General features: G+C 56.8%; 21 protein-coding genes. 13 read left to right on the forward strand and 8 right to left on the reverse strand.

Annotated features, from left to right (window positions below; all coding sequences use genetic code 11):
• Positions 1 to 38 precede the first annotated feature (38 nt).
• Together foxA and AAEY27_RS19025 are read right to left on the reverse strand one after the other, a co-directional pair.
• Positions 39 to 2,132, reverse strand: coding sequence for a ferrioxamine B receptor FoxA (foxA, locus tag AAEY27_RS19020; protein ID WP_342322357.1), 2,094 nt, complete (start codon positions 2,130 to 2,132; stop codon positions 39 to 41).
• A gap of 142 nt (positions 2,133 to 2,274) precedes the next feature.
• Complete coding sequence (locus AAEY27_RS19025) at positions 2,275 to 3,228, reverse strand: helix-turn-helix transcriptional regulator (RefSeq protein ID WP_342322358.1); 954 nt, start codon at positions 3,226 to 3,228, stop codon at positions 2,275 to 2,277.
• A 365-nt stretch (positions 3,229 to 3,593) separates the two neighbouring features.
• Between AAEY27_RS19025 and AAEY27_RS19030 the strand changes: the two genes are divergently transcribed.
• The 6 genes from AAEY27_RS19030 (at position 3,594) to AAEY27_RS19055 (ending at position 10,799) form a co-directional block, all read left to right on the forward strand.
• A complete protein-coding gene (locus AAEY27_RS19030) occupies positions 3,594 to 4,169 on the forward strand; it encodes a TetR/AcrR family transcriptional regulator (protein ID WP_342322359.1) in 576 nt (191 codons plus the stop codon).
• Positions 4,170 to 4,291: 122 nt separating this feature from the next.
• Positions 4,292 to 5,413 (forward strand): efflux RND transporter periplasmic adaptor subunit, encoded by a 1,122-nt coding sequence (locus AAEY27_RS19035; protein ID WP_342322360.1) that lies wholly within the window; start codon positions 4,292 to 4,294, stop codon positions 5,411 to 5,413.
• On the forward strand, positions 5,413 to 8,520 hold the full coding sequence (locus AAEY27_RS19040) for an efflux RND transporter permease subunit (RefSeq protein ID WP_342322361.1): 3,108 nt from the start codon (positions 5,413 to 5,415) through the stop codon (positions 8,518 to 8,520). The genes AAEY27_RS19035 and AAEY27_RS19040 overlap by 1 nt, the downstream gene beginning before the upstream one ends.
• Before the next feature lie 2 nt (positions 8,521 to 8,522).
• On the forward strand, positions 8,523 to 9,887 hold the full coding sequence (locus AAEY27_RS19045) for a TolC family protein (RefSeq protein ID WP_342322362.1): 1,365 nt from the start codon (positions 8,523 to 8,525) through the stop codon (positions 9,885 to 9,887).
• 181 nt (positions 9,888 to 10,068) lie between these two features.
• Positions 10,069 to 10,386, forward strand: coding sequence for a type II toxin-antitoxin system HigB family toxin (locus tag AAEY27_RS19050; RefSeq protein ID WP_342322363.1), 318 nt, complete (start codon positions 10,069 to 10,071; stop codon positions 10,384 to 10,386).
• Entirely contained in the window at positions 10,383 to 10,799 is a 417-nt protein-coding gene (locus AAEY27_RS19055) for a helix-turn-helix domain-containing protein (protein WP_342322364.1), read from the forward strand. Before AAEY27_RS19050 ends, AAEY27_RS19055 begins: the two co-directional genes overlap by 4 nt.
• A gap of 1 nt (position 10,800) precedes the next feature.
• Here the strand turns inward: AAEY27_RS19055 and AAEY27_RS19060 are convergent, their stop codons facing one another.
• From AAEY27_RS19060 to AAEY27_RS19080, 5 genes are read right to left on the reverse strand one after another with little or no spacing between them, the layout of a single operon-like run.
• A complete protein-coding gene (locus AAEY27_RS19060; protein ID WP_342322365.1) occupies positions 10,801 to 11,694 on the reverse strand; it encodes a MurR/RpiR family transcriptional regulator in 894 nt (297 codons plus the stop codon).
• A gap of 11 nt (positions 11,695 to 11,705) precedes the next feature.
• The gene (locus tag AAEY27_RS19065; RefSeq protein WP_342322366.1) at positions 11,706 to 12,653 is read right to left on the reverse strand and encodes an iron-siderophore ABC transporter substrate-binding protein; all 948 of its coding nucleotides are present in this window, start codon (positions 12,651 to 12,653) and stop codon (positions 11,706 to 11,708) included.
• Positions 12,654 to 12,668: 15 nt separating this feature from the next.
• Positions 12,669 to 13,721: a FecCD family ABC transporter permease gene (locus tag AAEY27_RS19070; RefSeq protein WP_342322367.1), complete on the reverse strand. Its 1,053-nt coding sequence runs from the start codon at positions 13,719 to 13,721 to the stop codon at positions 12,669 to 12,671.
• Positions 13,718 to 14,725, reverse strand: a complete 1,008-nt coding sequence (locus AAEY27_RS19075; protein ID WP_342322368.1) for a FecCD family ABC transporter permease — start codon at positions 14,723 to 14,725, stop codon at positions 13,718 to 13,720. The genes AAEY27_RS19070 and AAEY27_RS19075 overlap by 4 nt, the downstream gene beginning before the upstream one ends.
• Positions 14,722 to 15,549 (reverse strand): ABC transporter ATP-binding protein, encoded by an 828-nt coding sequence (locus tag AAEY27_RS19080; protein ID WP_342322369.1) that lies wholly within the window; start codon positions 15,547 to 15,549, stop codon positions 14,722 to 14,724. Before AAEY27_RS19080 ends, AAEY27_RS19075 begins: the two co-directional genes overlap by 4 nt.
• 440 nt (positions 15,550 to 15,989) lie before the next feature.
• On the opposite strand from AAEY27_RS19080, the gene AAEY27_RS19085 reads away from it, so the two are divergent.
• From AAEY27_RS19085 to AAEY27_RS19115, 7 genes are all read left to right on the forward strand, one after another.
• The gene (locus tag AAEY27_RS19085) at positions 15,990 to 18,149 is read left to right on the forward strand and encodes a TonB-dependent siderophore receptor (protein WP_342322370.1); all 2,160 of its coding nucleotides are present in this window, start codon (positions 15,990 to 15,992) and stop codon (positions 18,147 to 18,149) included.
• A gap of 187 nt (positions 18,150 to 18,336) precedes the next feature.
• Positions 18,337 to 19,209 carry a carbohydrate ABC transporter permease gene (locus AAEY27_RS19090; protein ID WP_342322371.1) on the forward strand — a complete coding sequence of 291 codons (873 nt, stop codon included), beginning with the start codon at positions 18,337 to 18,339 and terminating at the stop codon, positions 19,207 to 19,209.
• Positions 19,199 to 20,086, forward strand: coding sequence for a carbohydrate ABC transporter permease (locus tag AAEY27_RS19095; RefSeq protein WP_342322372.1), 888 nt, complete (start codon positions 19,199 to 19,201; stop codon positions 20,084 to 20,086). Before AAEY27_RS19090 ends, AAEY27_RS19095 begins: the two co-directional genes overlap by 11 nt.
• A gap of 11 nt (positions 20,087 to 20,097) precedes the next feature.
• Positions 20,098 to 20,922, forward strand: a complete 825-nt coding sequence (locus AAEY27_RS19100) for a phosphodiesterase (protein WP_342322373.1) — start codon at positions 20,098 to 20,100, stop codon at positions 20,920 to 20,922.
• Positions 20,923 to 20,926: 4 nt separating this feature from the next.
• A complete protein-coding gene (locus AAEY27_RS19105; RefSeq protein ID WP_342322374.1) occupies positions 20,927 to 22,000 on the forward strand; it encodes an ABC transporter ATP-binding protein in 1,074 nt (357 codons plus the stop codon).
• The gene (locus AAEY27_RS19110) at positions 21,993 to 23,315 is read left to right on the forward strand and encodes an ABC transporter substrate-binding protein (protein WP_342322375.1); all 1,323 of its coding nucleotides are present in this window, start codon (positions 21,993 to 21,995) and stop codon (positions 23,313 to 23,315) included. Before AAEY27_RS19105 ends, AAEY27_RS19110 begins: the two co-directional genes overlap by 8 nt.
• A gap of 91 nt (positions 23,316 to 23,406) precedes the next feature.
• Complete coding sequence (locus AAEY27_RS19115) at positions 23,407 to 23,682, forward strand: hypothetical protein (RefSeq protein WP_342322376.1); 276 nt, start codon at positions 23,407 to 23,409, stop codon at positions 23,680 to 23,682.
• Between the two features lie 214 nt (positions 23,683 to 23,896).
• Here the strand turns inward: AAEY27_RS19115 and AAEY27_RS19120 are convergent, their stop codons facing one another.
• Positions 23,897 to 24,934, reverse strand: a complete 1,038-nt coding sequence (locus AAEY27_RS19120) for a hypothetical protein (RefSeq protein ID WP_342322377.1) — start codon at positions 24,932 to 24,934, stop codon at positions 23,897 to 23,899.
• Positions 24,935 to 24,985: the final 51 nt, after the last annotated feature.

Consider the following 24,985-nt stretch of genomic DNA (forward strand, 5'->3'; position numbering starts at 1 on the left):
AACATCACCCGGCGCACAGGCCGGGTGATTTTTGGCGATCAGAAGGAATACGAGAGGCTGCCGACGATGCTGCGCTCCGCGCCAAAGTAGCAGTAAGAGAGCGAGTTACAGGCAGCGACATAACGTTTGTCGGTCAGGTTGTTGACGTTGACCTGCGCACTCAACCCTTTCAGCCCGACGTTGGTTAAGTCGTAACCCAGCGCCAGATCCACCAGCGTGTAAGACGGCAAGGTGTGCGTGTTCTGGCGATCGGAAGTGATGCCATTGACGTAACGCACGCCGGAACCGACGGTCAGCCCATTCAACGCACCGGCTTTCACGTCATAGCTCAGCCAGGCGCTGGCCTGGTTACGCGGCGCATAAACGGCGCGATTGCCCTGCTCTTCCGCGCTGCTTTTCTTGTAGCGAATGTCGTTGTAGGTATACGCGGCCTGCAAACGCAGGTTGTCGGTCAACTGCCCCACCGCTTCCAGTTCAATCCCTTCCGATTCGATTTCACCGATAGAGCGATACGGATCGGTCGGCTCCACTTTGGTGGCGATATTTTCCTGATTGATGCGGTACACCGACGCGCTGTACATCGTCTGCGAACCTTCCGGCTGGAATTTCAGCCCCGCTTCCCACTGTTTACCTTTCATCGGCTTGAGGATCTTGCCGTATTCATCGGTAAAGCTGGTTGGCGTAAAAGCGGTCGAATAACTGACGTACGGGGCAAAACCGCTATCGAACAGATACATCAGCGCCGCACGGCTGCTGAAATGGTTTTGATCCAGCGTATCGCTGGTGTCGTTGATCTTGTTCACGTTGGTGATTTTCACCTGATCGTGACGCCCGCCAAGCGTCAGGCGCCAGCGATCCAACGACATCTGATCCTGCACGTAAATCCCGGTCTGCTCCAGCTTGTGTTTTTCGCGGCTGTAGACGGAAATTGACAGCGGATCGGCACCGTAAACCGGGTTAAAGGCATCGATCGCCGGGAAGCTGCCGTAAGACGCGGTCACGTTATTGCTGCGGCGCTGGTAATCAACACCCACCAGCAGGCGATGGTTGATAATGCCGGTATCAACGCTGCCATCAAGTTGGTTATCCAGCGTAATGGCGGAAAGGGATTCGGCGGAGCCAGAGTAACCGCGGTTCAATTCGGTATCGTTTAGCCAGCCCGCGGCATAAACCTGATTCAAATCCACTTTGCTGCGCAGGTAGCGCAGTTTCTGGCGCACGGACCAGCCGCTGTCAAAGGCGTGTTCGAAATTGTAACCCACCATATTTTCGCGGCGATCGTATTTGTCGTACTTGTCTTCGCCTTCGAAGAAGGTGTTGGCGATTTTCCCACCGGCGTGCGGTATTACGGTGCCTTCATACGGCAGGCCAGAGTGGCTGCCGCCTTCCGGATCGCGGTGCAGATAGGCCATCAATTCCAGGCGCGTCTGATCGGTAATACGCCAGGTCAAGCTTGGCGCGATGGCGTAACGCTGCTCTTTCAGATGATCAAACTGGGAATCCGCATAGCGGGTCATGCCGGTTAAACGCACCGCCACGCGGTCGTTATCATCCACCGGGCCGGTAACATCAAACGCCGCGCCACGCTGGTTGTTGTTCCCGGCGAACAACTTCACTTCACCGCCCGGATCAAACGACGGTTTGCGGGAGTTGAGCGCCACAATGCCGCCCGGCGAAGAGCGGCCATACAGCACTGACGCCGGGCCACGCACCACTTCTACGCTGTCTAAAAACCACGGATCGATCACCAGCGAACTATGCGAGTTGCTGTCGCCCATCATTTTCAGGCCGTCGAGATAGATGTTATCGAGGCTGCCGTCAGAAAAGCCGCGCATCACGATGTAATCAAAACGGTTCGACGCGCCAATCTGGTTGCTGTAAACGCCCGGTGTGTAACTCACCGCCTGGCGCACGCTGGTGGCGCCCTGCTCCTCATACTGCTTACGCGTGACAATCGATACCGCCTGCGGCGTTTCAATGTCCGGCGTTTCCAGCTTGGTCGCGCCACTTTGCATTTGCGAGGTGACCACCACGGTATCGTTCGTCGTTGAGGTTTCCTGAGCCAGAACCGATACGCTTATCCCACCGGTTACGCAGCCAATCATTAGCGCCAATCGCGTTTTTGCGAACATGAAAATCTCCAGAAGCGGTTATTATTGTAAATAAGAATTATTACCCTTTTGGATTCACCCATAGCTATGCGCAATGACGATTTGCATATGCGCGGTGACAAAACACCACACCAATAAGGAACTTTGGTCTATAGGGGAGAATTCAGGACGCGCGCACTTCGCTGGGGGCTACGCCGTAGCGGCGGCGAAAGGCAGTGGAAAAGTTGGTGGCATGCTGGTAGCCCGACATCCAGGCGGCCTGCTGAACGCTATAACCCTGCGCCAGGTAACGCCGCGCCAGTTCAAGGCGGCAATCGCGCAGGTAATCAAAAACCGAGTGGCCGTAAGCCTGGCGAAACTTCACGCGCAGGCTGCTGGAGCTCATCGCCGCCAGTTGCGCCAGTGCCGTCAGGGTGTACTCTTTTTCCGGCTGCTGCGCCAGCAAGCGGCGCACCGACTCCAGCCGATGTCGCTCGCCGCCTGGCGCGTGATGGCGCTTTTCACAGCCGTGCATACGCTGCGACAAAGCATGCCCCAGCAGTTGCAGCATCACGCCTTCGAGGATCAATTCGCGCGACAACGCCGGTAGCGAAGTCTGCTGCGTGTGTTGCAGGCCGGAAAGCAGAAAACCCGGCACCTGCCATAAAAAAGTGGGCGCGCCGTGGGCTTCCCACTGTTGCAACAGCGCGGTGAGCAGCGGCGATGGCCAGCACGTTTGCGGGTTAACGCCAAGGGATAAGGTGCGTAATTGATAATCCGCCAGATGGCTGGCGTTCATCACTTGCTGCTCGCTGAGGCGCGACGTAAAAGCCATACCGGAGCGCACAACAAACTCTTCGCCGTTCAAACGCAGCATCACGCTGCCTTCCAGCACCACCAGCATATAGAGCGGGCAACTTTGCAGCGACGTCGTTTCATAGGGTTGCAGAACGCGAACATCGGAGCTGGTCAGGCTAAGGCCGGAGGAGAGCGTCATCTCCTGCACATCACCCTGAATGACAATGTTTTTCTCTTTACCGAGCGTGCGACAGGACGCCAGCGCCGGAAAGCGATAATCAATACCGTAGCGCTCGCCAAAGCCGATAAAATCTTCAACCGAAAAGTGTCTGTTTTGCATAGTCGGCAGCCATTCGTTATCTGTCGAACCCAAGCCCAGAGCCGGGCGAAACGGCTTACACCTTATCATTCGCGCCTGGCGGCTTCAATATTATTGAGAATTATTCTCACATGCGATTTTCACCACATCCGCCCGGTTTTATCTTTTTTCACTCCCTCACATTGCCTTCAAATTAATCTCTCATTCCCCCGATATTATTTTCTCGGGTTTTTTCTCCACGCTTTTTCATTATTTCTCCACACTATGAATTTTTGTAAAACATAAAGATTTACCAGGAAAATGTTTACCCAACTCACATAATTTCGATTAATCTATTCACACATGAGAACGATCATTCTCACTACTTATTCAACCGAGGGTTCACCATGCCGCCAAAAATCTCGCAGGAACAGCGCCACCAGCAGCGCAAAGACGAGATTATTGCGGCGGCGCGGCGGCGCTTTCGCATCAGCGGTTTTCACGCGGCGAGCATGTCGCAAATCGCCCTCGAAGCCCAACTCAGCGTTGGACAGATCTATCGCTATTTCACCAGCAAAGACGCGATCATCGAAGAGATGATCCGCCGCATCATTGATTACCGCATCGCCGAAATGGAAGACAAAACCGAGACCAAACACCTGCCGGAAGTGCTGGCCTGGCGGCAAACGCTCAGCCCGGACGACGATGCGTTAATGCTGGAAATGGCCGCCGAAGCTACGCGTAATCCGCAAGTGGAAGCGATGATGATCGACGCCGATGCGCGCATTTTTGAAAAAGCCTGCACCCATATCCAAAGCAGGTATCCGCACTTAACGGCCGAGCGCGTTCGCTGCACCGTGGAGTTTTTGGCAACGCTGATGGAAGGCACGACATTTCGCTACCTCACGCCGCAAAAATGCGACCCGGCACAATTACAACTGCTGTATCAGGAAATCACCACGATGTTATTCGCCGGGAAATAAGTTCCCGCTCAATAAAGAAATCCGGCTTTATTTTGCTCCCGCATAAATAAAGTACTTACTCGCCTGCGCCGAATTCCTGTTTATCAAAACGGGCAGGCTTCGCTAATGCCAGGAATTTGAAAATGAAGTTAATAAAAACAACGTTGGTGGCTGCCATCGCCCTTGTCGGATGCGACAACGCCACCGCGCCTGCACCCCAAATGCCCCAGGAAGTTGGCGTCGTGACGTTGAAAAGCCAGCCGCTGGAAATCAACAGCCAGTTGACCGGCCGCACAACCGCGTCGCTGGTGGCCGAAGTTCGCCCGCAAGTGGGCGGCATCATTCAAAAACGCCTGTTTACGGAAGGCGATACGGTAAAGGCCGGGCAGGCGCTTTACCAGATCGATCCTTCCAGTTACCGCGCCGCGTTTGATGAAGCCGATGCCGCGCTGAAACAAGCGCAGGCGCTGGTCATTTCCGACTGCAAAAAAGCCATGCGCTATGCGCAACTGGTGAAAGAAGACGGCGTATCGCGCCAGGATGCGGAAGATGCGCAATCCACCTGCGCGCAGGACAAAGCCAGCGTGGCTTCGAAAAAAGCGGCGCTGGAAAGCGCACGCATCAATTTGAACTGGACCACCGTCACCGCGCCGATTGCCGGTCGTATTGGTATTTCCTCCGTCACACCTGGCGCGCTGGTCACGGCGCAACAAGACACGGCACTCGCCACCATTCGCGGGCTGGACAGCATGTATGTCGATCTCACGCGTTCGAGCGTCGATCTGCTGCGCCTGCGTAAACAAGCGCTCGCCAGCAACAGCAATACACTCGGCGTGACCTTAACGCTGGAAGACGGCAGCACCTACAGCGAAAAAGGCCGCCTGGCGCTGACCGAAGTTTCGGTGGATGAATCCACCGGTTCGGTGACGCTGCGCGCGGTGTTCCCGAACCCGCAACAGCAGTTGCTGCCGGGCATGTTTGTGCGTGCTCGCCTTGACGAAGGGGTGATGTCCAATGCCATTCTCGCGCCGCAGCAGGGCATTACGCGCGATGCAAAAGGCGATGCCATTGCGCTTGTCGTCAATGCGCAGAACAAAGTGGAACAACGCGCGGTTGAAACCAGCGATACCTATGGCGACAAATGGCTGGTGGTGAAAGGCCTCGCCGACGGCGACAAGCTGATCGTGGAAGGCACCGACAAAGTGAGCGCAGGCGCGACAGTAAAAGCCGTTGAGGTTGAAGACGCGAACGGAGGAAAAGCCTGATGTTCTCCAGCTTCTTTGTACGCCGCCCGGTTTTCGCCTGGGTGATCGCGATCCTTATCATGATGGCCGGGATATTGGCGATCCGCACGCTGCCGGTCGCGCAGTACCCGGATGTCGCGCCACCCGCGGTTAAAATCACCGCCACTTATACCGGCGCATCCGCGCAGACGCTGGAAAACAGCGTGACTCAGGTGATTGAACAGCAGCTTACCGGGCTGGATAACCTGCTCTATTTCACCTCGACCAGCAGTTCCGACGGCCAGGCGACGATCACCGTCACCTTCGAGCAAGGCACCGACCCGGACACCGCGCAGGTGCAAGTGCAGAACAAAGTCCAGCAGGCCGAATCGCGCTTGCCGACGGAAGTGACCCAATCCGGCGTCACGGTGGTGAAGTCGCAAAGCAACTTCCTGCTGATTATGGGGCTGTACGATAAAACCGACCGCGCCAGCAGCTCTGATATCGCCGACTGGCTGGTGAGCAACATGCAGGATCCGCTGGCGCGCGTGAACGGCGTCGGTAGCCTGCAAGTGTTCGGCGGCGAATACGCAATGCGTATCTGGCTGGACGCCGACAAACTCAAATCTTTCTCGCTGATGCCGTCCGATGTGGAATCGGCCATTGAAGCGCAGAACGTGCAGGTTTCCGCCGGTAAAATCGGCGCGCAACCCTCGCCCAACACGCAACAGTTAACCGCCACCGTGCGGGCGCAGTCGCGCCTGCAAACCGTCGCGCAATTTCGCGACATCATCGTAAAAAGCCAAAGTGACGGTTCGGTGGTGCGCATCAAAGATGTGGCGCGCGTGGAGATGGGCAGCGAAGACTACAGCGCGCAGGCGAAACTGAACGGCCACCCGGCAGCCGGTCTGGCGGTGATGCTGGCGCCCGGCGCTAACGCTCTGGATACCGCGACCCTGGTCAAAGATAAAATCAACGAATACCGCCACAGCATGCCGCAGGGCTACGATGTGGCGTACCCGAAAGACAGCACCGACTTTATTAAGATCTCCATTGAAGACGTGGTGAAGACGCTGATCGAAGCCATCATTCTGGTGGTCTGCGTGATGTACCTGTTCTTGCAGAATATCCGCGCGACGCTGATCCCAGCGCTGGCGGTACCGGTGGTATTGCTCGGGACGTTTGGCGTACTGGCGCTGTTTGGCTACTCCATCAACACTCTGACACTGTTTGCGATGGTGCTGGCGATCGGGCTATTGGTGGATGACGCGATCGTGGTGGTGGAAAACGTCGAGCGAATTATGCGCGACGAAGGCCTGCCCGCCCGCGAAGCGACGGAAAAATCGATGGGCGAAATCTCCGGCGCGCTGGTGGCGATTGCGCTGGTGTTGTCCGCCGTGTTCCTGCCGATGGCCTTCTTTGGCGGCTCAACCGGGGTGATTTACCGCCAGTTCTCGGTCACCATTATCTCGGCAATGGTGCTGTCGGTCGTTGTTGCGCTGACGCTGACACCCGCGCTGTGCGGCACGGTGCTTCGCCATAGTGCGCCGCATAAAAAAGGCTTCTTCGGCGCGTTTAACCGCTTTTACAACAACACCGAGCACAAATATCAGCGCGGCGTGCTGCGCGTGTTGCGCCGCGCCGTAACGGTGCTGGGCACGTATGTGGTGTTGTGTGGCGCAATGGCGCTGGTGATGTGGCGTTTGCCTGGCAGCTTCCTGCCGACGGAAGACCAGGGATCGATCATGGTGCAGTTCACCCTGCCCGCGGGCGCGACAGCAACGCGAACGGATGCTGTCGCCAAAAAGGTCACCGACTGGTTTCTGAATAACGAAAAAGCCAACACCGACGCCATCTTTACTGTCACCGGTTTTAGCTTTAGCGGCAGCGGGCAGAACGCCGGGATGGCCTTCGTCTCGTTGAAAAACTGGTCCGAGCGTAGCGGTGCGGAAAATACCGCCCAGGCGATCGCCCTGCGTGCCAGCCAGCAGTTGGGCAGCATTCGCGACGCCAGCATCTTCGCCATGACGCCGCCGTCGGTGGACGGGCTGGGTCAGAGCAACGGCTTTACCTTTGAACTGCTCGCCAGCGGTGGCACCGATCGCGATCAACTGCTGAAAATGCGTAACCAACTGCTGGGCAACGCGAACCAGAGTTCAGCTTTGCAGGCCGTGCGCGCCAACGATCTGCCGCAAATGCCGCAGCTACAGGTGGATATCGACAGCAACAAAGCCGTCGCGCTGGGGCTTTCTCTCAGCGATGTGAGCGATACGCTCTCCAGTGCCTGGGGCGGCACCTATGTGAATGACTTCACCGATCGCGGCCGCGTCAAAAAAGTCTATATCCAGGGTGACAGCGACTTCCGTTCGTCGCCATCAGATTTGAAAAAATGGTATGTGCGCGGCAGCGACGACAGCATGACGCCGTTCTCCGCTTTTGCGACCACCCGCTGGGAGTACGGCCCGGAAAGCCTGGTGCGCTACAACGGCTCGGCGGCGTATGAAATTCAGGGCGAAAACGCCAGCGGTTTCAGTTCCGGCGCGGCAATGACGGAAATGGAAAACCTTGCTGACAAGCTGCCCGCCGGCACCACCTGGGCGTGGAGCGGCCTGTCGTTGCAGGAAAAACTCGCCAGCGGCCAGGCGATGAGCCTTTATGCCATCTCCATCATGGTGGTGTTCCTGTGCCTTGCCGCGCTGTATGAAAGCTGGTCGGTGCCGATTTCAGTGATTTTAGTCATCCCGCTCGGCCTGCTCGGTGCGGCGCTGGCCGCGTGGATGCGCGGGCTGAGTAATGACGTCTACTTCCAGGTAGCGCTGCTGACCACCATCGGCCTGTCGTCGAAAAACGCCATTTTGATTGTTGAATTCGCCGAAGCGGCGGTGCAGGAAGGCAGCTCGTTGTCCCGCGCCGCACTGCGCGCCGCGCGAACCCGTTTACGCCCGATCATGATGACCTCGCTGGCGTTTATCGCCGGTGTCGCGCCGCTGGCGGTCGCCACCGGGGCCGGCGCCAACAGCCGCATCGCCATTGGTACGGGGATTATTGGCGGTACCCTGACGGCAACGTTACTGGCGATTTTCTTTGTTCCCCTTTTCTTTGTGCTGGTGAAAAAACTGTTCGCCGGTAAACGCGCACGCCAGGAGTAATTATGTTGCGTATCAGTGTTCTTTTTCTTGCCCTGCTGAGCGCCGGTTGTGTCTCTCTTGACCCAACCTATCAGCGCCCGCAAGCGCCGGTTCCGGCGACATTGCCGGGTACCAGCGGCCAGGCGCAAGCCGTTGCCGCAGACTGGCAGCAAATCATCAATGATGGCCGCCTGAAACAGGTGGTCAGTAACGCGCTGACGCAAAACCGCGATGTGCAAAAAGCGATTGCCGACATCGACGCAGCCCGTGCGCTGTACGCCGAAGAGCGTTCCGCGCTGTTCCCCACGGTCAATGCTGAACTGAGCAATACCCGTAGCCGCACGGTGGCGAGCGGTGTGACCAACAGCGCCGAAGCCGATGGCGCCGTGTCCAGCTTCGAACTGGATCTGTTTGGCCGTAATCAGAGCCTGACCCGCGCCGAGCGGGAAACCTGGCTTGCCAGTGAATACACCGCGCAAAACACCCGCTTGAGCCTGGTGGCGGAAATCACCACCGCCTGGATAACGCTGGCGGCGGATAACAGCAACCTGGCGCTGGCGAAACAGACGATGGAGAGCGCGCAAAACTCGCTGAAGATCGCCAAACGTAAACAGGAAATTGGCGTTGCGGCAGCCGGCGATACCGCCGAAGCGATGGCGGTGTTCCAGCAGGCGCGTGCCAGCGTCGCCAGCTACCAAACGCAAGTGGTACAGGATAAAAACGCCCTTAACTTGCTGGCGGGCGACACGGTGCCGGACTCTTTGCTGCCGGGCACGCTGGAGAACCTGGCCGATAACAGCATCACGCTGACACCTGCTGGCGTCTCTTCGTCTGTGCTGCTGCGCCGCCCGGATATTCAGGAAGCGGAGCATAACCTGAAAAGCGCGAACGCCAATATCGGCGCGGCGCGGGCGAATTTCTTCCCGACCATTTCGCTGACCGCCAGCGCCGGGGTCGGCAGCAGTTCGCTCTCGTCGCTGTTCAGCCACGGCATGAAAGTGTGGTCGTTTGCGCCGTCAATCTCGCTGCCGCTGTTTACCGGCGGCGAAAATATGGCGCAGTTGCGCTACGCCGAAGCGGAGAAAAAAGGGCTGATCGCCACTTACGAGAAGACAATTCAGAGCGCGTTTAAAGATGTTGCCGACGCCCTGGCGCGCCGCGAAACGCTGACAGAACAGCTTGATGCCCAGCGCGAATACGCTGCAGCCGAGCAGAAATCGCTGGATATCGCCCAGCGTCAGTACAACGCGGGCACAGGCGATTATCTTTCCGTACTGACCGCGCAGCGCTCGCTGTGGTCGGCGCAAGAGTCGCTGATTTCCCTGCAACAAACCGACCTGGAAAACCGCATCACGCTCTGGCAATCGCTGGGCGGCGGCGTGCGTTAATCCCTTCGCGCCGGGGCTACCCGGCGCATCATGCGTGATATGTCACACCGCTTCGGCACCGCCTGGTATGTGGGTTTTAATGTTTGCGAGTGTGCTCGAAAATAAAAATGTTCAGGTTGACCGGCTGGCAGCAAATGCGTACCGTTGACTGATTGGCAACGGACGCACAAGGCAAACAGGAATGCATTTGATATCAATGAAGACGATTCAGGAGGCGATAGTTCGCTTTCCTCAGCACAGAATAGCGCTGCTCACACTGGCTAAAACTATCGAAAAAGCGCACTGCCCAACGCCGGATGATCTTAAAAAACTGTATCCCACGCTGGATAACTTTAAATATTTGAGCAAGCATTACGTTATTGATATTTCGAATAATGATTTAAGAGTTGTGGCTCTCATTTTTTTCGAAAGCCAAAAATTCTATGTTCGCCATGTATTTACGCATAAGGAATATGACCGTTTTACTGAACAACATCGCACGAAGGGGAAGAAAAAATGATCGTCGCCGATGCACTTAAAGCAACCCATGCTCTGATTGCCGCCGTTCCCCTACTGGGGGAACACCCCAGCGAGAAAGATTACCTGGATGCATTAGAACTTGTTGAACAACTTCTCATCGACAATCCCACCAGCCCATTGCTCGATATCGTCTGTGCAAAGATAAGCGCATACGAAAATAATCAGCCTGAGATTGTCGCCCTTCGTGAGGACATGGCATCAATCCCGACAGGGCTTGCAGTATTGAGAACGCTGATGGATCAACACAAACTAACCACATCTGATTTCAAAGATGAAATTGGGAGTAAATCAATGGTATCCAGAGTCCTCAATGGTGAACGCCAGCTTAATATCAACCACATTAAGAAATTATCAGCGCGCTTTGGCTTATCACCGCTGATGTTTATTTCCTGACTTAGCCCTTCTTACCGCCCGGTTTTAACCCACGGTGAAACTCATTTATGCGTTTCACCGTTTTTATTGCCCGCTGCGATGTCGCAGAAGCCACCGACAAAATGATCATCTCCAGGCACAGCAGTACAGTGCCGTGCAGCGGGATTTTGCCTTTTTCGCCGCCGCGCGGAACGTGAATCACCACATCCGCTTGCTGGCTGAAGCGTGAATCCACAGCATTGGTCATCAGGATCACCGGAATGCCCAAGCGCCGCGCTTCTTTAAGCGTGGTCAGCCCTTCCCGGTGCGCCGATTTTTGCGCCATCATGATCAACACATCGCCGCGCTGGAGTGTGATTAACTGCTCCGACAGCGCAATGCCCGTGCGATTAAGCGGCGAAGCGGGCAGGCCGATACGGCTAAACAGCCGCGCGCTGTACTCGGCCAAAATCCCCGAAGCGCCAATACCAAAAATCGCCACCTGCCGGGCTTCAACCAGTAACGCCACCGCCTGCGCGATGGCATAACGGTTGTCCGGCGCAGAAAGCACTTCACAGGTATGCTGATGCCCTTCCAGCACAAAATCGATCCCCGAATTAACGTCGCAAGAGAGCGCATTCACCGTGGTGCTCATCTTTTCCGCCGACGAAATGGACGGGCCAAACCAGTGTTCCAGCGTCTGCTTCAAATCCCTTAACCCGGCAAACCCCAACGCCTGAATGGCGCGCACCACGGTGGCATCAGAGGTCTGCGTCGCGGCGGCGATTTCAATCGCCGTATGCTCCAGCACCACGTCACGGTGCTCGTTGATATAGCGCGCCACCGCCTGCAAACGCGGCGACAGCGTGTGCGCCCGCGCCCGGAAACGCTCACCGTAGACATCCACGCGGTTCTTCGCTTTTTTGGTGTTGAGCATACGCTTTCTCCCTATTTTGCCGCCGGTAGCGGTCGCCCGGCGATTTGCGATTGCACCTGCGCCACCATCAGGCTGAGCGAAGCGAAGGAGTTAGAAATGGCCTCTTCGCGTGAAATCAGCACGTAATGCCCGCTGCGACAGGCAGTGAGGAAATCGCACCAACCGGGCATCACCGCGTCCATGGCGGCGATTTCATCCTGCGGTTTGCCGCCGGTATCGCCGCGCCAGGTGGCAAACACGAAATCCGCATCCAGTTCGGGCAAGCGTTCGGCGCTGACATCAATGCGCCCGCCATCCGGGATGCTATCGATCAGTTTTGGAAAACGAAAACCGGCATCGCGCAATACGCGCCCCAGTGAGTGGTAACTGTGTAAGGCGTTGATTTTGCCGTTATTGGCCTGAATGACCGACACCGTAATCTTGCGGGTATCGAGGGTGTTTTTCAGCGCGGCAATCTGCTCATGGTAGCGACGTTCAAGGATCGCCAGCCGCGCCTGCGTGCCGGTCAGTTGCGCCAACTTGCGGTAGATTTCAGGCGCGCCGCCTTGCAGATGATCGATGCTGACCGTCGGCGCGATCTTTTCAAGCTGCTCCACCGGTGTGTTACGGCTTGGCTCGGTAATGATCAGGTCCGGTTTTGCGGCCGCGATCGCTTCAATATCAATATCCGCCGAGCCGATAAACCTGATGTCGGAATTATCAAAATCCACGCCGGTCAGCATCCCGCTGGATCGCAGCACATGGCTGCCGTCCGGTCGCGTGCGCCCGTGGCTGGCAACGGGCGGGATACCCAGCTCGATCAGCGGAATGGTGATATCCAGGTCGTGCAGCGAAACGATGCGTTTCGGGTGCAGCGGCACGGTCACCACGCGCCCTAAATCGTCGGTGAATGAGTGCGTTGGCTCGGCGGCACTGGCGGTCAACCCCACCAGCAACAGCAGCGAAAAAAGTAAGCGCATACAGATCCTTAAGCGTTATAAACGATCGCGCCGCTGCCACAGCAGCAGCAGGAAAAACGGCCCGCCGACCAGGGAAATCACGATCCCGGCGGGAATTTGCAGCGGCGCAAAGGCAAGGCGCCCGAGCGAATCCGCCAGCAGCACCAGCAATCCACCAAGCAGCGCGCTGCCCCACAGCAGTGCCCGCTGGCCGCCACGCAGCAGAAAACGCGCCATATGCGGAGCAATCAACCCGACAAAACCGAGGCTGCCGACGCAGGAAACACTGGCGGCGGTCAGCAATACCGGGGCGAAAAAGCGCAGCAGTTCAAGCCGCGCCAGACGCACGCCCAGCCCGGTCGCCGCCGGGTTGCCGAGCAGCGCAACATCGGCGGCGCGGGCGGTGAGCAGTAAAATGAGCGTTGCCGGCACCGCCCAGCACAGCGCCACCAGCAACAGCGGCCAGGTGGCGGCGTGCAGGCTGCCTGCCAGCCACATCATCGCGGTTTGCACATCGCGCACATCGGCGGTGGTCATAAACACGCCGATCCCGGCGGCAAAAGTCCAGGAAACGCCAATGCCAAGCAGCACAAAACGCGGACGCGACACATCCCGCGCCAGCGCCATCACCAGCACGGCGGCGAGCAAACCGCCCGCCATGCCCGCGAGTGGTCGCCAGACTAAGCCCACCGCCGGAAAGCTGAGCACCAGCGTTAATACCACCACGCTTGCCCCCTCTTTCACGCCGATCAACCCCGGATCGGCCAGTCCGTTGCGGGTGATCGACTGCATCGCCGCACCCGCCATACCGAGCATCGCGCCGCACAACAGCGCCATTAATACGCGTGGCAGGCGAATATCCCACACCACATAGTGCTGTTCCGGGTTAAGCGCTGAGGGGAAAAAGAGCGCCCGGCCGATGGCAGACGCCGGAACCGCCAGCGACCCTTGAGTCACGCCGTAAAGCAGCAACGCCAGAGCCAGCAGCGTAAGACCCGTTATCCAATACAATGCCTGCGGGCGCAGCAGCCGGGAAAAGCCGCCAACCCGCCATCTGCGTAGCCCGGCGCGGTGCAGGAGCGTGTTCATTTGAAAAACCTCGCGGCCAGCAGGATAAACAGCGGCGCGCCCGCCAACGCCGTCATCACACCGGTCGCCAATTCCTGCGGCGAAAGCAGCGTGCGGGCGGTGATATCCGCCACCAGCAGCAACAGCGCGCCGCCCAGCGCTGAAAGCGGCACCACAACGCGTAAATCTTCTCCCGCGAGGCGGCGCACCATGTGCGGCACCACGAGGCCAATAAAACCAATCGGCCCAGCGACCGAGACCGCCGCGCCACACAGCAGTGCGATGGCGAGCAGTGACAGCACACGCGTACGCGTGAGCGATACGCCAAGCCCTTTCGCCATATTGTCGCCCAATGCCAGCATATTCAGTGCCGGAGTGAGCCACAGCGCCAGCGCAAACCCGCCCACAGCGGCGATTGCCGCATGCTGGATTTGCCCCCAACTCAGCCCGGCGAGATCGCCTGCCAGCCAGGTGCGCATACTCAGCAGTGTTTGCTCATCAAGGATCAGGATCGCGGCGGTAATGGATGAGGCAAAGGTCGACAGCGCCACGCCGCACAGCGTGACTTTCATCGGCGTAAAACCAGAACGGCCAGCGGCGGATAGCAGCATCACCAGCGAAAAGAGCAGCGCCGCGCCGCCTGCGGCAATCAACGGACGGCTGAATGACGCATCACCTATACTGATGCCAAGCGCGGTTGTCGCCACTACCGCCAGCGCCGCTCCCGCGTTTAAGCCGAGAATATGCGGCTCACCCAATGGGTTGCGAATCACCGATTGCAGTAGCGCGCCAGCAACGCCGAGTGCCGCGCCGGTGAACAGTGCCGCCACCAGCCGCAACAAACGCAGGCTGATAATCACGCGGTGATCAAAATTGCGTGGGTCAAAATCCACCAGCGCCTGCACCACCGTGGGCGGCGCGATAACGCGTGCGCCAAACCCTAAATGCGCGATGGCCGCCGCCAGCACGCATAACAGCAGCCCGAAGAACGCGATGCTGGCGCGCCCGGTACAACGCGCGCTCATGCGTTGGAACCGTAAAGTTTGCGAAACGGCATAAAGAAGGGTTTGCCGGTCAATGGGTTAACTGACATCTGTACATCGACATCAAACACGTTTTTGATCAGTTCCGGCGTACAGTCGTCACCTTCGTGGATCACGCCCTGCAAACGCCCCTGTTTGAGGAACACCAGTGTGTCGCCGTAGTTCACGGCAAAGTTGAGATCGTGCAGCACCACAACCACGGTGCGGCCATGATCGCGCGTCAATGAATGCAGCAGTTCGAGGATCTCAACCTGGTAGCGCAGATCGAGGAATGTTGTCGGTTCATCCAGCAAGATCACCGGCGTTTGTTGCGCCAGCGCCATGGCAATCCAGCAGCGCTGACGCTGGCCGCCGGAAAGGCTGTCGACCGTTTGATGGGCAAATTCGGCGGTGCCGGTCAAATTCAGTGCTTCCAGCACCGCCAGTTCATCCTCTTCCGACCACTGGCGCATAAAGCTTTGCCACGGAAAACGCCCGCGCGACACCAGTTCAAACACTGTTAAACCTTCCGGCACAATCGGCGATTGCGGCAGAATGCCCAACTGGCGGGAAACGGTTTTGGTGGGTTGTTGATGAATGGCTTTGCCATCAAGCAGCACGCTGCCGCCGAGCGGTTTCAGCATGCGGGCGATGGTGCTAAGCAGTGTGGATTTGCCGGAACCGTTCGCGCCGACCAGAACGGTCATTTTGCCCGATGGGATCGTCAGGCTGATGTCATCAACAATAATCTGTTTGTGATAGCCCGCCGACAGGCTGTCGAGAACAATGCCGTGTCCTTCAGTTTGTTGTTCCACTCGCTGTGGCATGTTGGCTCCTGCGCCGCAACATCGTGGACTCACCCACGTACGTTAATCTTTTCAAATAAAAATAAATATCATTCTCTTTTGAGATTTTGCAATTTGCCGCTGTAGTAGTCAAGCATCGTCGAGCGTGAATCCAACAACCCTTTTCCTGGTGTGACTACAGGCAAAAACCCTTTTCTTATTACCAATTAATTTATTTATTTTTAATAAGTTAAATAATCATTAATGGTAAAAACAGGAGGTTTTTCATCGCCCAGATTCGCTGTAGCAAATTTCTCAGTTTTTGCATTTACTACTACAAACGCTCGTGATTGAATGATTCTCAATTACATATCCGATGCCAATATGTGCGGCTAACGGATAGATTCACGCAATCGAGCAATAAATATAAAAATGTTCACGCCTGCCTTTTTACGCAGGATCTCTTCGGGAAAGTAGATTAAATGGCTGAGTTAACTCGTTGTATTTCCGGGCTGAAAGGTCGCGCGTTGTTTTCCGCGCTCTTTTTAGGTTCGGTTTTCTCTCCGTTCACGCACGCGGCCGACAAGCCGGATCAAACGAAAGACGGCGATACCTTAACGGTGTTGGCAGATGCGTCATCTGCCGATAAACAGGCGACGTCCGGCTACCAGCCGATCAGTTCGTCCACCGCCACGCTAACGTCGATGCCGCTGCTGGATATTCCGCAAGTGGTCAACACCGTGAGCGATGAAGTGCTGAAAGATCAGCACGCCACCACGCTCGACGAAGCGCTGTATAACGTCAGTAATGTGGTGCAAACCAACACGCTCGGCGGCACGCAGGACGCGTTTGTGCGACGGGGATTTGGCGCAAACCGTGACGGTTCGATCATGACCAACGGCCTGCGCACCGTGGTGCCGCGCAGTTTTAATGCCGACGCCTCTCGCGTGGAAGTGCTAAAAGGCCCGGCTTCGACGCTGTATGGCATTCTCGATCCCGGCGGGCTTATCAATGTTGTCACTAAGCGCCCGGAAACAAAATTCGGCGGTTCCATTTCCGCAACCTCTTCCAGCTTTGGCGGCGGCACCGGGCAGTTTGACGTTACCGGCCCGATTGAAGGCACACGGCTGGCGTATCGCCTGATCGGCGAGTATCAACACGAGGATTACTGGCGCAATTTCGGCAAAGAGAAAAGCACCTTTATTGCGCCGTCGCTGACCTGGTTTGGTGATAACGCCACGGTGAATGTGCTCTATTCGCACCGCGATTATCAGACGCCTTTCGATCGCGGCACGATCTTCGATCTCACCACCAAACAGCCGGTGAATGTGGATCGTAAAACCCGTTTCGATGAGCCGTTTAACATTACCGATGGCGAATCCGACATTGCACAGTTGAACGCGGAGTACCGCTTCAACAGCCAGTGGACCGGCAAACTGGAGTACGGTTTCAGCCAGGATAAATACAGCGACAACCAGTCTCGTGTGATGGCCTATGATGCGGCGACCGGCAATTTAACCCGCCGCGTCGATGCCACACAGGGTTCAACACAGCGTATGCATACCAGCCGGGCGGATTTGCAGGGCAATGTTGATATTGGCGGCTTTTATAATGAGATCCTCACCGGCGTTTCGTATGAATATTACGATCTGCTGCGCACCGATATGATCCGCTGTAAAAACACGCAGGATTTCAATATTTATAACCCGAGCTACGGCAGCGCCAGCAAATGCACCTCGGTTTCCGCGTCGGATAGCGACCAGACGATCCAACAAGAGAGTTATTCAGCGTATGCGCAGGACGCGTTATATCTGACCGACAAATGGATCGCCGTGGCCGGGATGCGTTATCAGTATTACACCCAGTACGCCGGCAAAGGGCGCCCGTTCAACGTCAACACCGACAGCAGCGATGAGAAGTGGACGCCGAAATTCGGCCTGGTCTACAAACTCACGCCGTCGATTTCGCTGTTTGGTAACGTGGCGAAAGCCTTTATGCCGCAGTCGTCGATTGCCAGCTACATTGGCGATTTACCGCCGGAAACCTCCACATCTTACGAAGTGGGCGCGAAGTTTGACCTGTTCGACGGCGTTACCGCCAATATCAGCATGTTTGATATCCACAAACGCAATGTGCTGTACAACGAAATTGTTGGCGACGACACGGTGGCGAAAACCGCTGGTCGCGTGCGTTCTCAAGGCGTGGAAATGGATCTGGCCGGTTCGCTGACGCCGAATATGAATGTGATCGCCAGCTACAGCTATACCGACGCGAAAGTGTTGGAAGATCCGGATTACGCAGGCAAACCGCTGCCGAACGTGCCGCGCCACACCGGTTCGCTGTTCCTGACTTATGACATCAACAATGCGTTTGCCGGGAATACGCTAACCCTCGGCGGCGGCGGCCACGGCGTAAGCCGTCGTTCCGCCACCAACGGCGCGGATTATTATCTGCCGGGCTACGTTGTTGCTGATGCGTTTGCCGCGTACAAAATGAAGCTGCAATACCCGGTCACTTTGCAGGTGAATGTGAAGAATATCTTCGATAAGACCTATTACACCTCGTCAATTGCCACTAACAACCTCGGCAACCAGATTGGCGATCCGCGCGAAGTGCAGTTCACGGTTAAGATGGATTTTTGATTTTTTGCCCGATGGCGCTTCGCTTATGGGGCCTCCCTTTCTCTCCAGCCGGGTCAGGCGAAGCCGCCACCCGGCAAATCCCCCATGAACACCTGTTCATTAAACAGTCACCTTCCCGCCATCCTTTTGCAGCATTTTTTTCACACAATCCCCGCTTTCGAAACCCGTACATTGTTTTCAGGCACTGATGAAAAAATACTGGCTTCCCTGGCTGATTCTGTCGCCTTCGCTGCTGTTTCTGGCGCTGTTTACCTACTTTCCACTGCTGCGTTCGGTGTATGACAGCCTGTTCGATACCCGCATGGCAAGCGGCGACGCGCCTTTTGTCGGGCTGGGAAACTTTGCCCGTTTGCTGGCGGATACGGTGTTCTGGCAGTCGCTGTTCAATAACCTGGTGTATATCCTGCTGACCGTCATTCCGGGCGTGACGCTGGCGTTGCTGCTGGCGGTCACGCTGTGGGAAAACCACCGCATTAACCGCTGGCTGCGCACCGCTTTTTTCTTCCCGATGATTATCCCGATGGTCAGCGCCGCTGCGCTGTGGCTGTTCATTTTTATGCCCGGCCTCGGCATGCTCGACCATTACCTGGCGCAACTTTTCGGCCCGATGAATAACAACTGGCTGGGCCGCAGCAACAGCGCGCTATTTGCGCTGGCGCTGATTGGCGTCTGGAAATTCGCTGGCTATTACATGCTGTTTTTCCTCGCCGGATTGCAGGGCATCCCGGCATCCACCCGCGAAGCGGCGGTGATGGAAGGCGCGACAGCAACACAGGTCTTTTTCAAGGTCACGCTGCCTTTGCTGCGCCCGACCCTTAGTTTTGTCGTCACCACCGCGCTTATCTACTCGATTACGCAAATTGATCATGTGGCGGTCATGACGCGCGGCGGGCCGGATAACGCCACCACCGTGCTGCTTTATTACATCCAGAACCTCGCCTGGGACACGCACGATCTGGGGAAAGCCTCGGCCGCCACCTTTCTGACGCTGGTCGGGCTGTTCGTCTTTTCGCTGGTTAACCTGAAATTACTGGAAAGAGGTGCGCACTATGAGCGTTGACGTTTCACCCGCCATCAACCGCACGGCATCCACGCCACGCCCGCGGTGGCTGCGCTTGCGCCAGTCGCGCCCGATCACCCTTGCGCTGTTGATGAGTTGCCTGGCGCTGCTGTGGATTAGCCCGTTTATCTGGATGCTTTCATCAGCTTTCAGCGCCACGACCTTTGGCGAAGAGATGGCGTCAATCCTGCCGCGCTTCCCGCTGACGCTGGATAACTTTCGTGATGCGTGGGACAGCGCCAACTGGCTGAGCCTGTACGCCAACACGCTGATTTTCGCCTTCGGCACTTTCTTCGTGCAGCTTTTCACCATCACCACCGCCGGGTATGTCTTCGCTTGCCACGCATTTCGCGGCAAACAGACGCTGTTCATCCTGTTTCTGGTGCAGCTAATGATCATGCCGGTGGTGATGATGATCCCCAACATGCTGACACTCAAAACCTTCGGCCTGCTCAACACCCTGACCGGCGTGATGATGCCCTATTTCACCTCGGCGTTCGGCGTGTTTCTGATGCGCCAGGCGTTTCTCGCCATCCCAAAAGAGATTGAAGAAGCCGCGCTGATGGAGGGTTGCCGCTGGTGGCAAGTGCTGTTCCGCGTGATGTTGCCGATGTCGTGGCCGTCGGTGCTGGCTTTCGCCACCGTCAGCATTACCTACCACTGGAACGAGTATTTATGGCCGCTGATGATGCTCAATGACCCGGACAAACAGGTGCTGACGGTCGGGTTGGTCTCTTTTGCGATGGGCGCGGAATCCGGCGGCCAGTGGGGAATGATCAGCGCCGGAACGCTGATGGTCTGCCTGCCTTTGATGGTCGCGTTTATCGCTTTCCAGAAACAGTTTCTCCGAAGCTTTGGCTTCTCCGGCATTAAATAAGGAGCGTAGTAATGTTTTTAGCGCAAATTTCCGATACCCATTTCCGCAGCCAGAACGAGAAGCTGTACGGTTTTATCGATATCAACGCGGGCAACGCCGATGTGGTATGTCAGTTGAACGCCCTGCGTGAACGCCCGGATGCCGTGGTGGTGAGCGGCGATATCGTGAACTGTGGTCGGCCTGAAGAGTACCGCGTCGCACGCCAGATCCTGGGCGGCCTCGACTACCCGCTGTTTGTTATTCCCGGCAACCACGACGACAAAGCCCATTTTCTGGAATACCTGCACCCGCTCTGCCCACAGCTTGGCAGCGACCCGCAGAACATGCGTTACGCCATTGATGACTTCGCCACCCGCCTGCTGTTTATCGACTCAAGTCTTGCCGGGGAATCGAAAGGCTGGTTGACCCGCGAAACCCTGGACTGGCTGGAAGCGCAACTCAGCAGTAGCGGCAGCAAACCCGCCGCCGTGTTTATGCACCACCCGCCGTTGCCGCTCGGCAACGCGCAGATGGATCGCATCGCCTGTGAAAACGGCCATCTTTTATTGGAACTGGTCGCGCGTTTCCCGGCGCTGACGCGTATTTTCTGCGGCCATAATCACAGCCTGACCATGACACAGTACCGCCAGGCGACCATCGCCACCATTCCGGCTACCGTGCACCAGGTGCCGTACTGCCACGAAGATAACCGCCCGTATTACGACATGTCGCCGCCATCCTGCCTGATGCACCGCCAGGTGGGCGAACAGTGGGTGAGCTATTTGCATCCGCTCTCCCATTACGCTGGCCCGTGGCTTTACAGCGAGAGCATCAGTTGCCCGGTGGATGAGCGCTAAAGCCATGTTGAGACTGAACAACGTCAGCAAACTGTTCGATGGCAAAGCGGCGCTGAGCGCGCTGTCGCTGGAGATTCGTGACGGCGAATTTGTGGTGCTGGTTGGCCCGTCCGGTTGCGGCAAAAGTACTTTACTGCGCCTGATTGCCGGGCTGGAGAGCGTCAGCGATGGCGAGATCTGGCTCAACGGCGACGAGATCACAGCTTCTTCGCCCCGCGAGCGTAACTTCGCGATGATCTTCCAGAACTACGCGCTGTTTCCGCATCTTTCCGTGCGCGACAACATCACGTTCGGCATGAAAGTGCGCAATGAAGAGAAGGCCAGTTGGCAGCCACGGCTGGATCGCGTGGCGCAGATGTTGCAGCTTGACACCTTGCTCGACCGTAAACCGGCGAAACTCTCCGGCGGCCAGCGTCAGCGCGTGGCAATGGCGCGCGCCATCGTGCGTAATCCGAAGCTGTTTTTGATGGATGAACCACTCTCCAACCTGGATGCGCGGCTGCGTACCGAAGTGCGCGACAGCATTATGGCGATGCACCAGCAACTGAAAACCAGCACTATTTACGTGACTCACGATCAGACCGAAGCGATGTCGATGGCCGACCGCATTGTGGTGATGAAGGGCGGCCACGTGCAGCAAATTGGCCGACCGGAGCATCTTTATGCCCATCCGGCCAACTTGTTTGTCGCCGGGTTTATGGGTTCCCCGGCGATGAATTTGCTGTCGCTGCCGTGTGCGAACGGCGAGGTGCAACTCGGTGAGCAACGCCTGCCGTTGCCGGCTCACGCCAGCCATTTACCGGAAGTATGGTTTGGTATTCGCCCGGAACATATCACCGACACGCCAGAAGCGGGCCAGTTGGTTTTACCTGCCACCGTGACACAGCGGGAACTGATGGGCGCGGACTATCAGCTTTATGTCAGCACGCCAATCGGCAACCTGCGCTTTATCCGCCGACATCGGGGTGATGTACCCAACAAAGGGGACACCCTCAGCGTCGGTTTTTTCCCCCTTGATAGCCATCTTTTTGATGCACAAACGCAGCTTAACTTACACCAGGAGACAGACCATGCATAAGCCTCTGACAAAGACGTTGCGAGCGCTTACTTACGGCATCACCCTTGCGATAAGCGGCACTGCTGCTGCGCAGGAGAAAATCGACTTTATGTTTCCCGCCCCGGTGGACGGCAAATTGACGATGGAGATGACACGCGTCATCAAAGCGTTCAATGATTCACAAAACGAGGTGGAAGTGCGCGGGATTTTCACCGGTAACTACGACACCACCAAGATGAAAGCCGAGTCCGCGCAGAAAGCGGGCCAGCCGCCTGCGCTGGTGATTATGTCCGCCAACTTCACCACCGACCTGGCATTGAAAGATGAAATTCTGCCAATGGACGAGCTGTTCAAATATGGCGATAAAAAAGCGGGGGATTTCCTGCAAAACGAGTTCTGGCCGGCGATGCGTAAAAACGCGCAGGTGACAGGCGTCACTTACGCGATTCCGTTCCATAACTCGACGCCCATTCTTTACTACAACAAAACGCTGTTTGAGCAAGCGGGTATCACGCAGCCGCCGCAAAACTGGAAAGCGTTGCTCGAAGACGCGAAAAAGCTGACCGACCAGAGCAAAGGCCAGTGGGGCATTATGCTGCCCTCCACCAACGATGATTACGGCGGCTGGATTTTCTCGTCATTGGTGCGCGCCAACGGCGGCAACTACTTCAACGAAAACTACCCCGGCGAAGTCTATTACAACGCGCCGACCACTATTGGCGCGCTGCGTTTCTGGCAGGACATGATCTACAAAGATAAAGTGATGCCGTCGGGCGTGCTGAACTCTAAACAGATCAGCGCCGCGTTTTTCTCCGGCAAATTGGGCATGGCGATACTCAGCACCGGCGCACTGGGCTTTATGCGCGAAAACACCAAAGATTTCGAACTGGGCGTGGCAATGATGCCGGCGCAAGAACAACGCGCGGTGCCGATTGGCGGTGCCAGCCTGGTGAGTTTTAAAGGCATTTCCGATGCGCAGAAAAAAGCGGCCTACCAGTTTCTGACCTACCTGATTAGCCCGGAAGTCAACGGTTCGTGGAGCCGCTTTACCGGGTATTTCTCCCCACGTAAAGCCGCGTACGATACGCCGGAAATGAAGGACTATCTGAAGCAGGATCCGCGCGCCGCCATCGCGCTGCAACAGTTGCAGTACGCGCACCCGTGGTATTCCACTTACGAAACGGTCGCTGTGCGTAAAGCGATGGAAAACCAGCTCGCCGCCGTGGTGAACGACGAGAAAGTCACCCCGGAAGCCGCCGCCAACGCGGCGCAGAAAGAGGCGGACACGCTGATGAAACCGTACGTTGAAAAAACCGCGCTGCAAGCGGGGAAATAAGGTGTGGCGTACCCCGCAGGGAAGCGGGGTTGGCTTGCTTAACGACTGAAACGGTTCATGATAAGCCGGATATTCTGTAAGGAAACAGCCAATGATTAACGAGCAAAAAGCATTAGCAGCAGCCAAAGCCTACGCATTAAAAAACTTCACGAACTGCTGGGATTACGACATTCACAATGCTGCGCTTGTGGAGATCGATGGGGTGCGGTATTGGGAAATTAATACCAATGTGGCCTCGCCTCCTGATACCCCATTTTATGAGCAATTCTTACCATCGCCGATGAAGTACTACGTGAACCCAGAAACCGGGGAGTGCGTTGGTTACAAAAGCCACCGCGATAAACGGATAAACCATCGCAATCGCTAATGCTCCCGTAAGCACTTACTAACTTACAGACTCGTACTCAGCCTGGCTTGCCGGGCTTTGGGGTCATAACACAGCGTATAAAATGCCCCCTTAGCACGCTGAAAATCCACTTCGCCGCTTTGCTGGCACTGCGCATGGCTTGATCCTGGCGTTTTTGCACCTTTAAACGTGCAGTAAATCGTTAATGCCCGTTTTTAGATGCAACACACCCCTTTCACTCTTCCCGCCTCAGAATCTTCTCCAGATATTCATCAAGCTGATGGCGCTGTAAATACGCTTTCACTTCGCGTTCCCAGTCGGCGCCATCGCCCAGCACGGCGCGGCTGTGCGTCGGTGCATAGAGATAACGGGTGTCGTACAGATTCATCAGCGACTGATTCATCGCATCGATGTTTGCAGGCGTTTGCTTGCACCTCTCTTGCTGAATCGCCAGCGACCGCAAAACGCGCTGGCGCGTCTCTTCGTCCGGCGTCCAGCTCTGCTCGCTGAGTTCACTGAGCACCAGAAATTGCGGCGGTATGCCTTCGGTCAGCGCGGCCTGCAATCTGTCGTGCCCGTCGAGAATGACAAACGACGCCAGCCCGGCGATATACCACACCAGAATCGGCGGCAGCGCGTTCTCGCGGCACTTCTTGCGCCACCATTTTACGCGCCCGGAATCGGCATCCACCGGGTAGCGCCCAAGCAAAAGATGGCCGCCCCACCACCAGTCCACGTGCGTCACTTTTTCCGGGTTTTGCAGATCGGGAAAATCTTCGCCGTACAGCGACCAATTCACGCTGATATCGCTATTGCTGGCGGGCGTTTCGAAACGCCATTGCGCCAGCGGCAGTGTCTTGTTGCAGACATACGGCGCTTTCGGTTTAACCAATGACATCGGTCGCAGCAGCCAGCGGCGCGGCGGCAACAATGGCACGGACGCTTCCATCAATTGACGCGCGAAATAGCGGCACCAGTGGCTTATCCCGTTCTGTTCGCCCGCGCGTTTCGCGGTTTCAACGTCCGCTGAAGTCATCGCTGGCAGCAGCGGTTGTTGGCCGGGATGCTCAGCGTTAAACACCAGCCAGACGCCGGAGTGATCTTTTAGCATCGTCGCCCAAAACAGCGCCTCGCCGTTAACCTGCAACGCCATGCGCCCGTTATGCCCGCTTTGCATCTCCATCGCCTGGCCGGTGCCTTCACGCACTATCAGCTCCAGCCCCTGCCAGCGGTCTTTGCGATCGCGAAGATCCTTCCACCAATACTCTGTCATTACGTTCTCCTTGCGATGTGAAGGGGAAAGTGTAAGGCAATCCTTGCCGAT

The organism is Kosakonia sp. BYX6 (genome assembly GCF_038449125.1).
Taxonomy (GTDB): domain Bacteria; phylum Pseudomonadota; class Gammaproteobacteria; order Enterobacterales; family Enterobacteriaceae; genus Kosakonia; species Kosakonia calanthes.

Bases quoted from the DNA above. Each gene is read 5' to 3' on its own strand.
- AAEY27_RS19075 (WP_342322368.1), bottom strand. From the start codon at position 14,725: ATGAGCGCGCGTTGTACCGGGCGCGCCAGCATCGCGTTCTTCGGGCTG.
- AAEY27_RS19065 (WP_342322366.1), bottom strand. From the start codon at position 12,653: ATGCGCTTACTTTTTTCGCTGCTGTTGCTGGTGGGGTTGACCGCCAGT.
- AAEY27_RS19120 (WP_342322377.1), bottom strand. From the start codon at position 24,934: ATGACAGAGTATTGGTGGAAGGATCTTCGCGATCGCAAAGACCGCTGG.
- AAEY27_RS19030 (WP_342322359.1), top strand. From the start codon at position 3,594: ATGCCGCCAAAAATCTCGCAGGAACAGCGCCACCAGCAGCGCAAAGAC.
- AAEY27_RS19105 (WP_342322374.1), top strand. From the start codon at position 20,927: ATGTTGAGACTGAACAACGTCAGCAAACTGTTCGATGGCAAAGCGGCG.
- foxA (WP_342322357.1), bottom strand. From the start codon at position 2,132: ATGTTCGCAAAAACGCGATTGGCGCTAATGATTGGCTGCGTAACCGGT.
- AAEY27_RS19025 (WP_342322358.1), bottom strand. From the start codon at position 3,228: ATGCAAAACAGACACTTTTCGGTTGAAGATTTTATCGGCTTTGGCGAG.
- AAEY27_RS19090 (WP_342322371.1), top strand. From the start codon at position 18,337: ATGAAAAAATACTGGCTTCCCTGGCTGATTCTGTCGCCTTCGCTGCTG.
- AAEY27_RS19035 (WP_342322360.1), top strand. From the start codon at position 4,292: ATGAAGTTAATAAAAACAACGTTGGTGGCTGCCATCGCCCTTGTCGGA.
- AAEY27_RS19080 (WP_342322369.1), bottom strand. From the start codon at position 15,549: ATGCCACAGCGAGTGGAACAACAAACTGAAGGACACGGCATTGTTCTC.
- AAEY27_RS19045 (WP_342322362.1), top strand. From the start codon at position 8,523: ATGTTGCGTATCAGTGTTCTTTTTCTTGCCCTGCTGAGCGCCGGTTGT.
- AAEY27_RS19085 (WP_342322370.1), top strand. From the start codon at position 15,990: ATGGCTGAGTTAACTCGTTGTATTTCCGGGCTGAAAGGTCGCGCGTTG.
- AAEY27_RS19050 (WP_342322363.1), top strand. From the start codon at position 10,069: ATGCATTTGATATCAATGAAGACGATTCAGGAGGCGATAGTTCGCTTT.
- AAEY27_RS19055 (WP_342322364.1), top strand. From the start codon at position 10,383: ATGATCGTCGCCGATGCACTTAAAGCAACCCATGCTCTGATTGCCGCC.
- AAEY27_RS19070 (WP_342322367.1), bottom strand. From the start codon at position 13,721: ATGAACACGCTCCTGCACCGCGCCGGGCTACGCAGATGGCGGGTTGGC.
- AAEY27_RS19040 (WP_342322361.1), top strand. From the start codon at position 5,413: ATGTTCTCCAGCTTCTTTGTACGCCGCCCGGTTTTCGCCTGGGTGATC.
- AAEY27_RS19110 (WP_342322375.1), top strand. From the start codon at position 21,993: ATGCATAAGCCTCTGACAAAGACGTTGCGAGCGCTTACTTACGGCATC.
- AAEY27_RS19060 (WP_342322365.1), bottom strand. From the start codon at position 11,694: ATGCTCAACACCAAAAAAGCGAAGAACCGCGTGGATGTCTACGGTGAG.
- AAEY27_RS19100 (WP_342322373.1), top strand. From the start codon at position 20,098: ATGTTTTTAGCGCAAATTTCCGATACCCATTTCCGCAGCCAGAACGAG.
- AAEY27_RS19115 (WP_342322376.1), top strand. From the start codon at position 23,407: ATGATTAACGAGCAAAAAGCATTAGCAGCAGCCAAAGCCTACGCATTA.
- AAEY27_RS19095 (WP_342322372.1), top strand. From the start codon at position 19,199: ATGAGCGTTGACGTTTCACCCGCCATCAACCGCACGGCATCCACGCCA.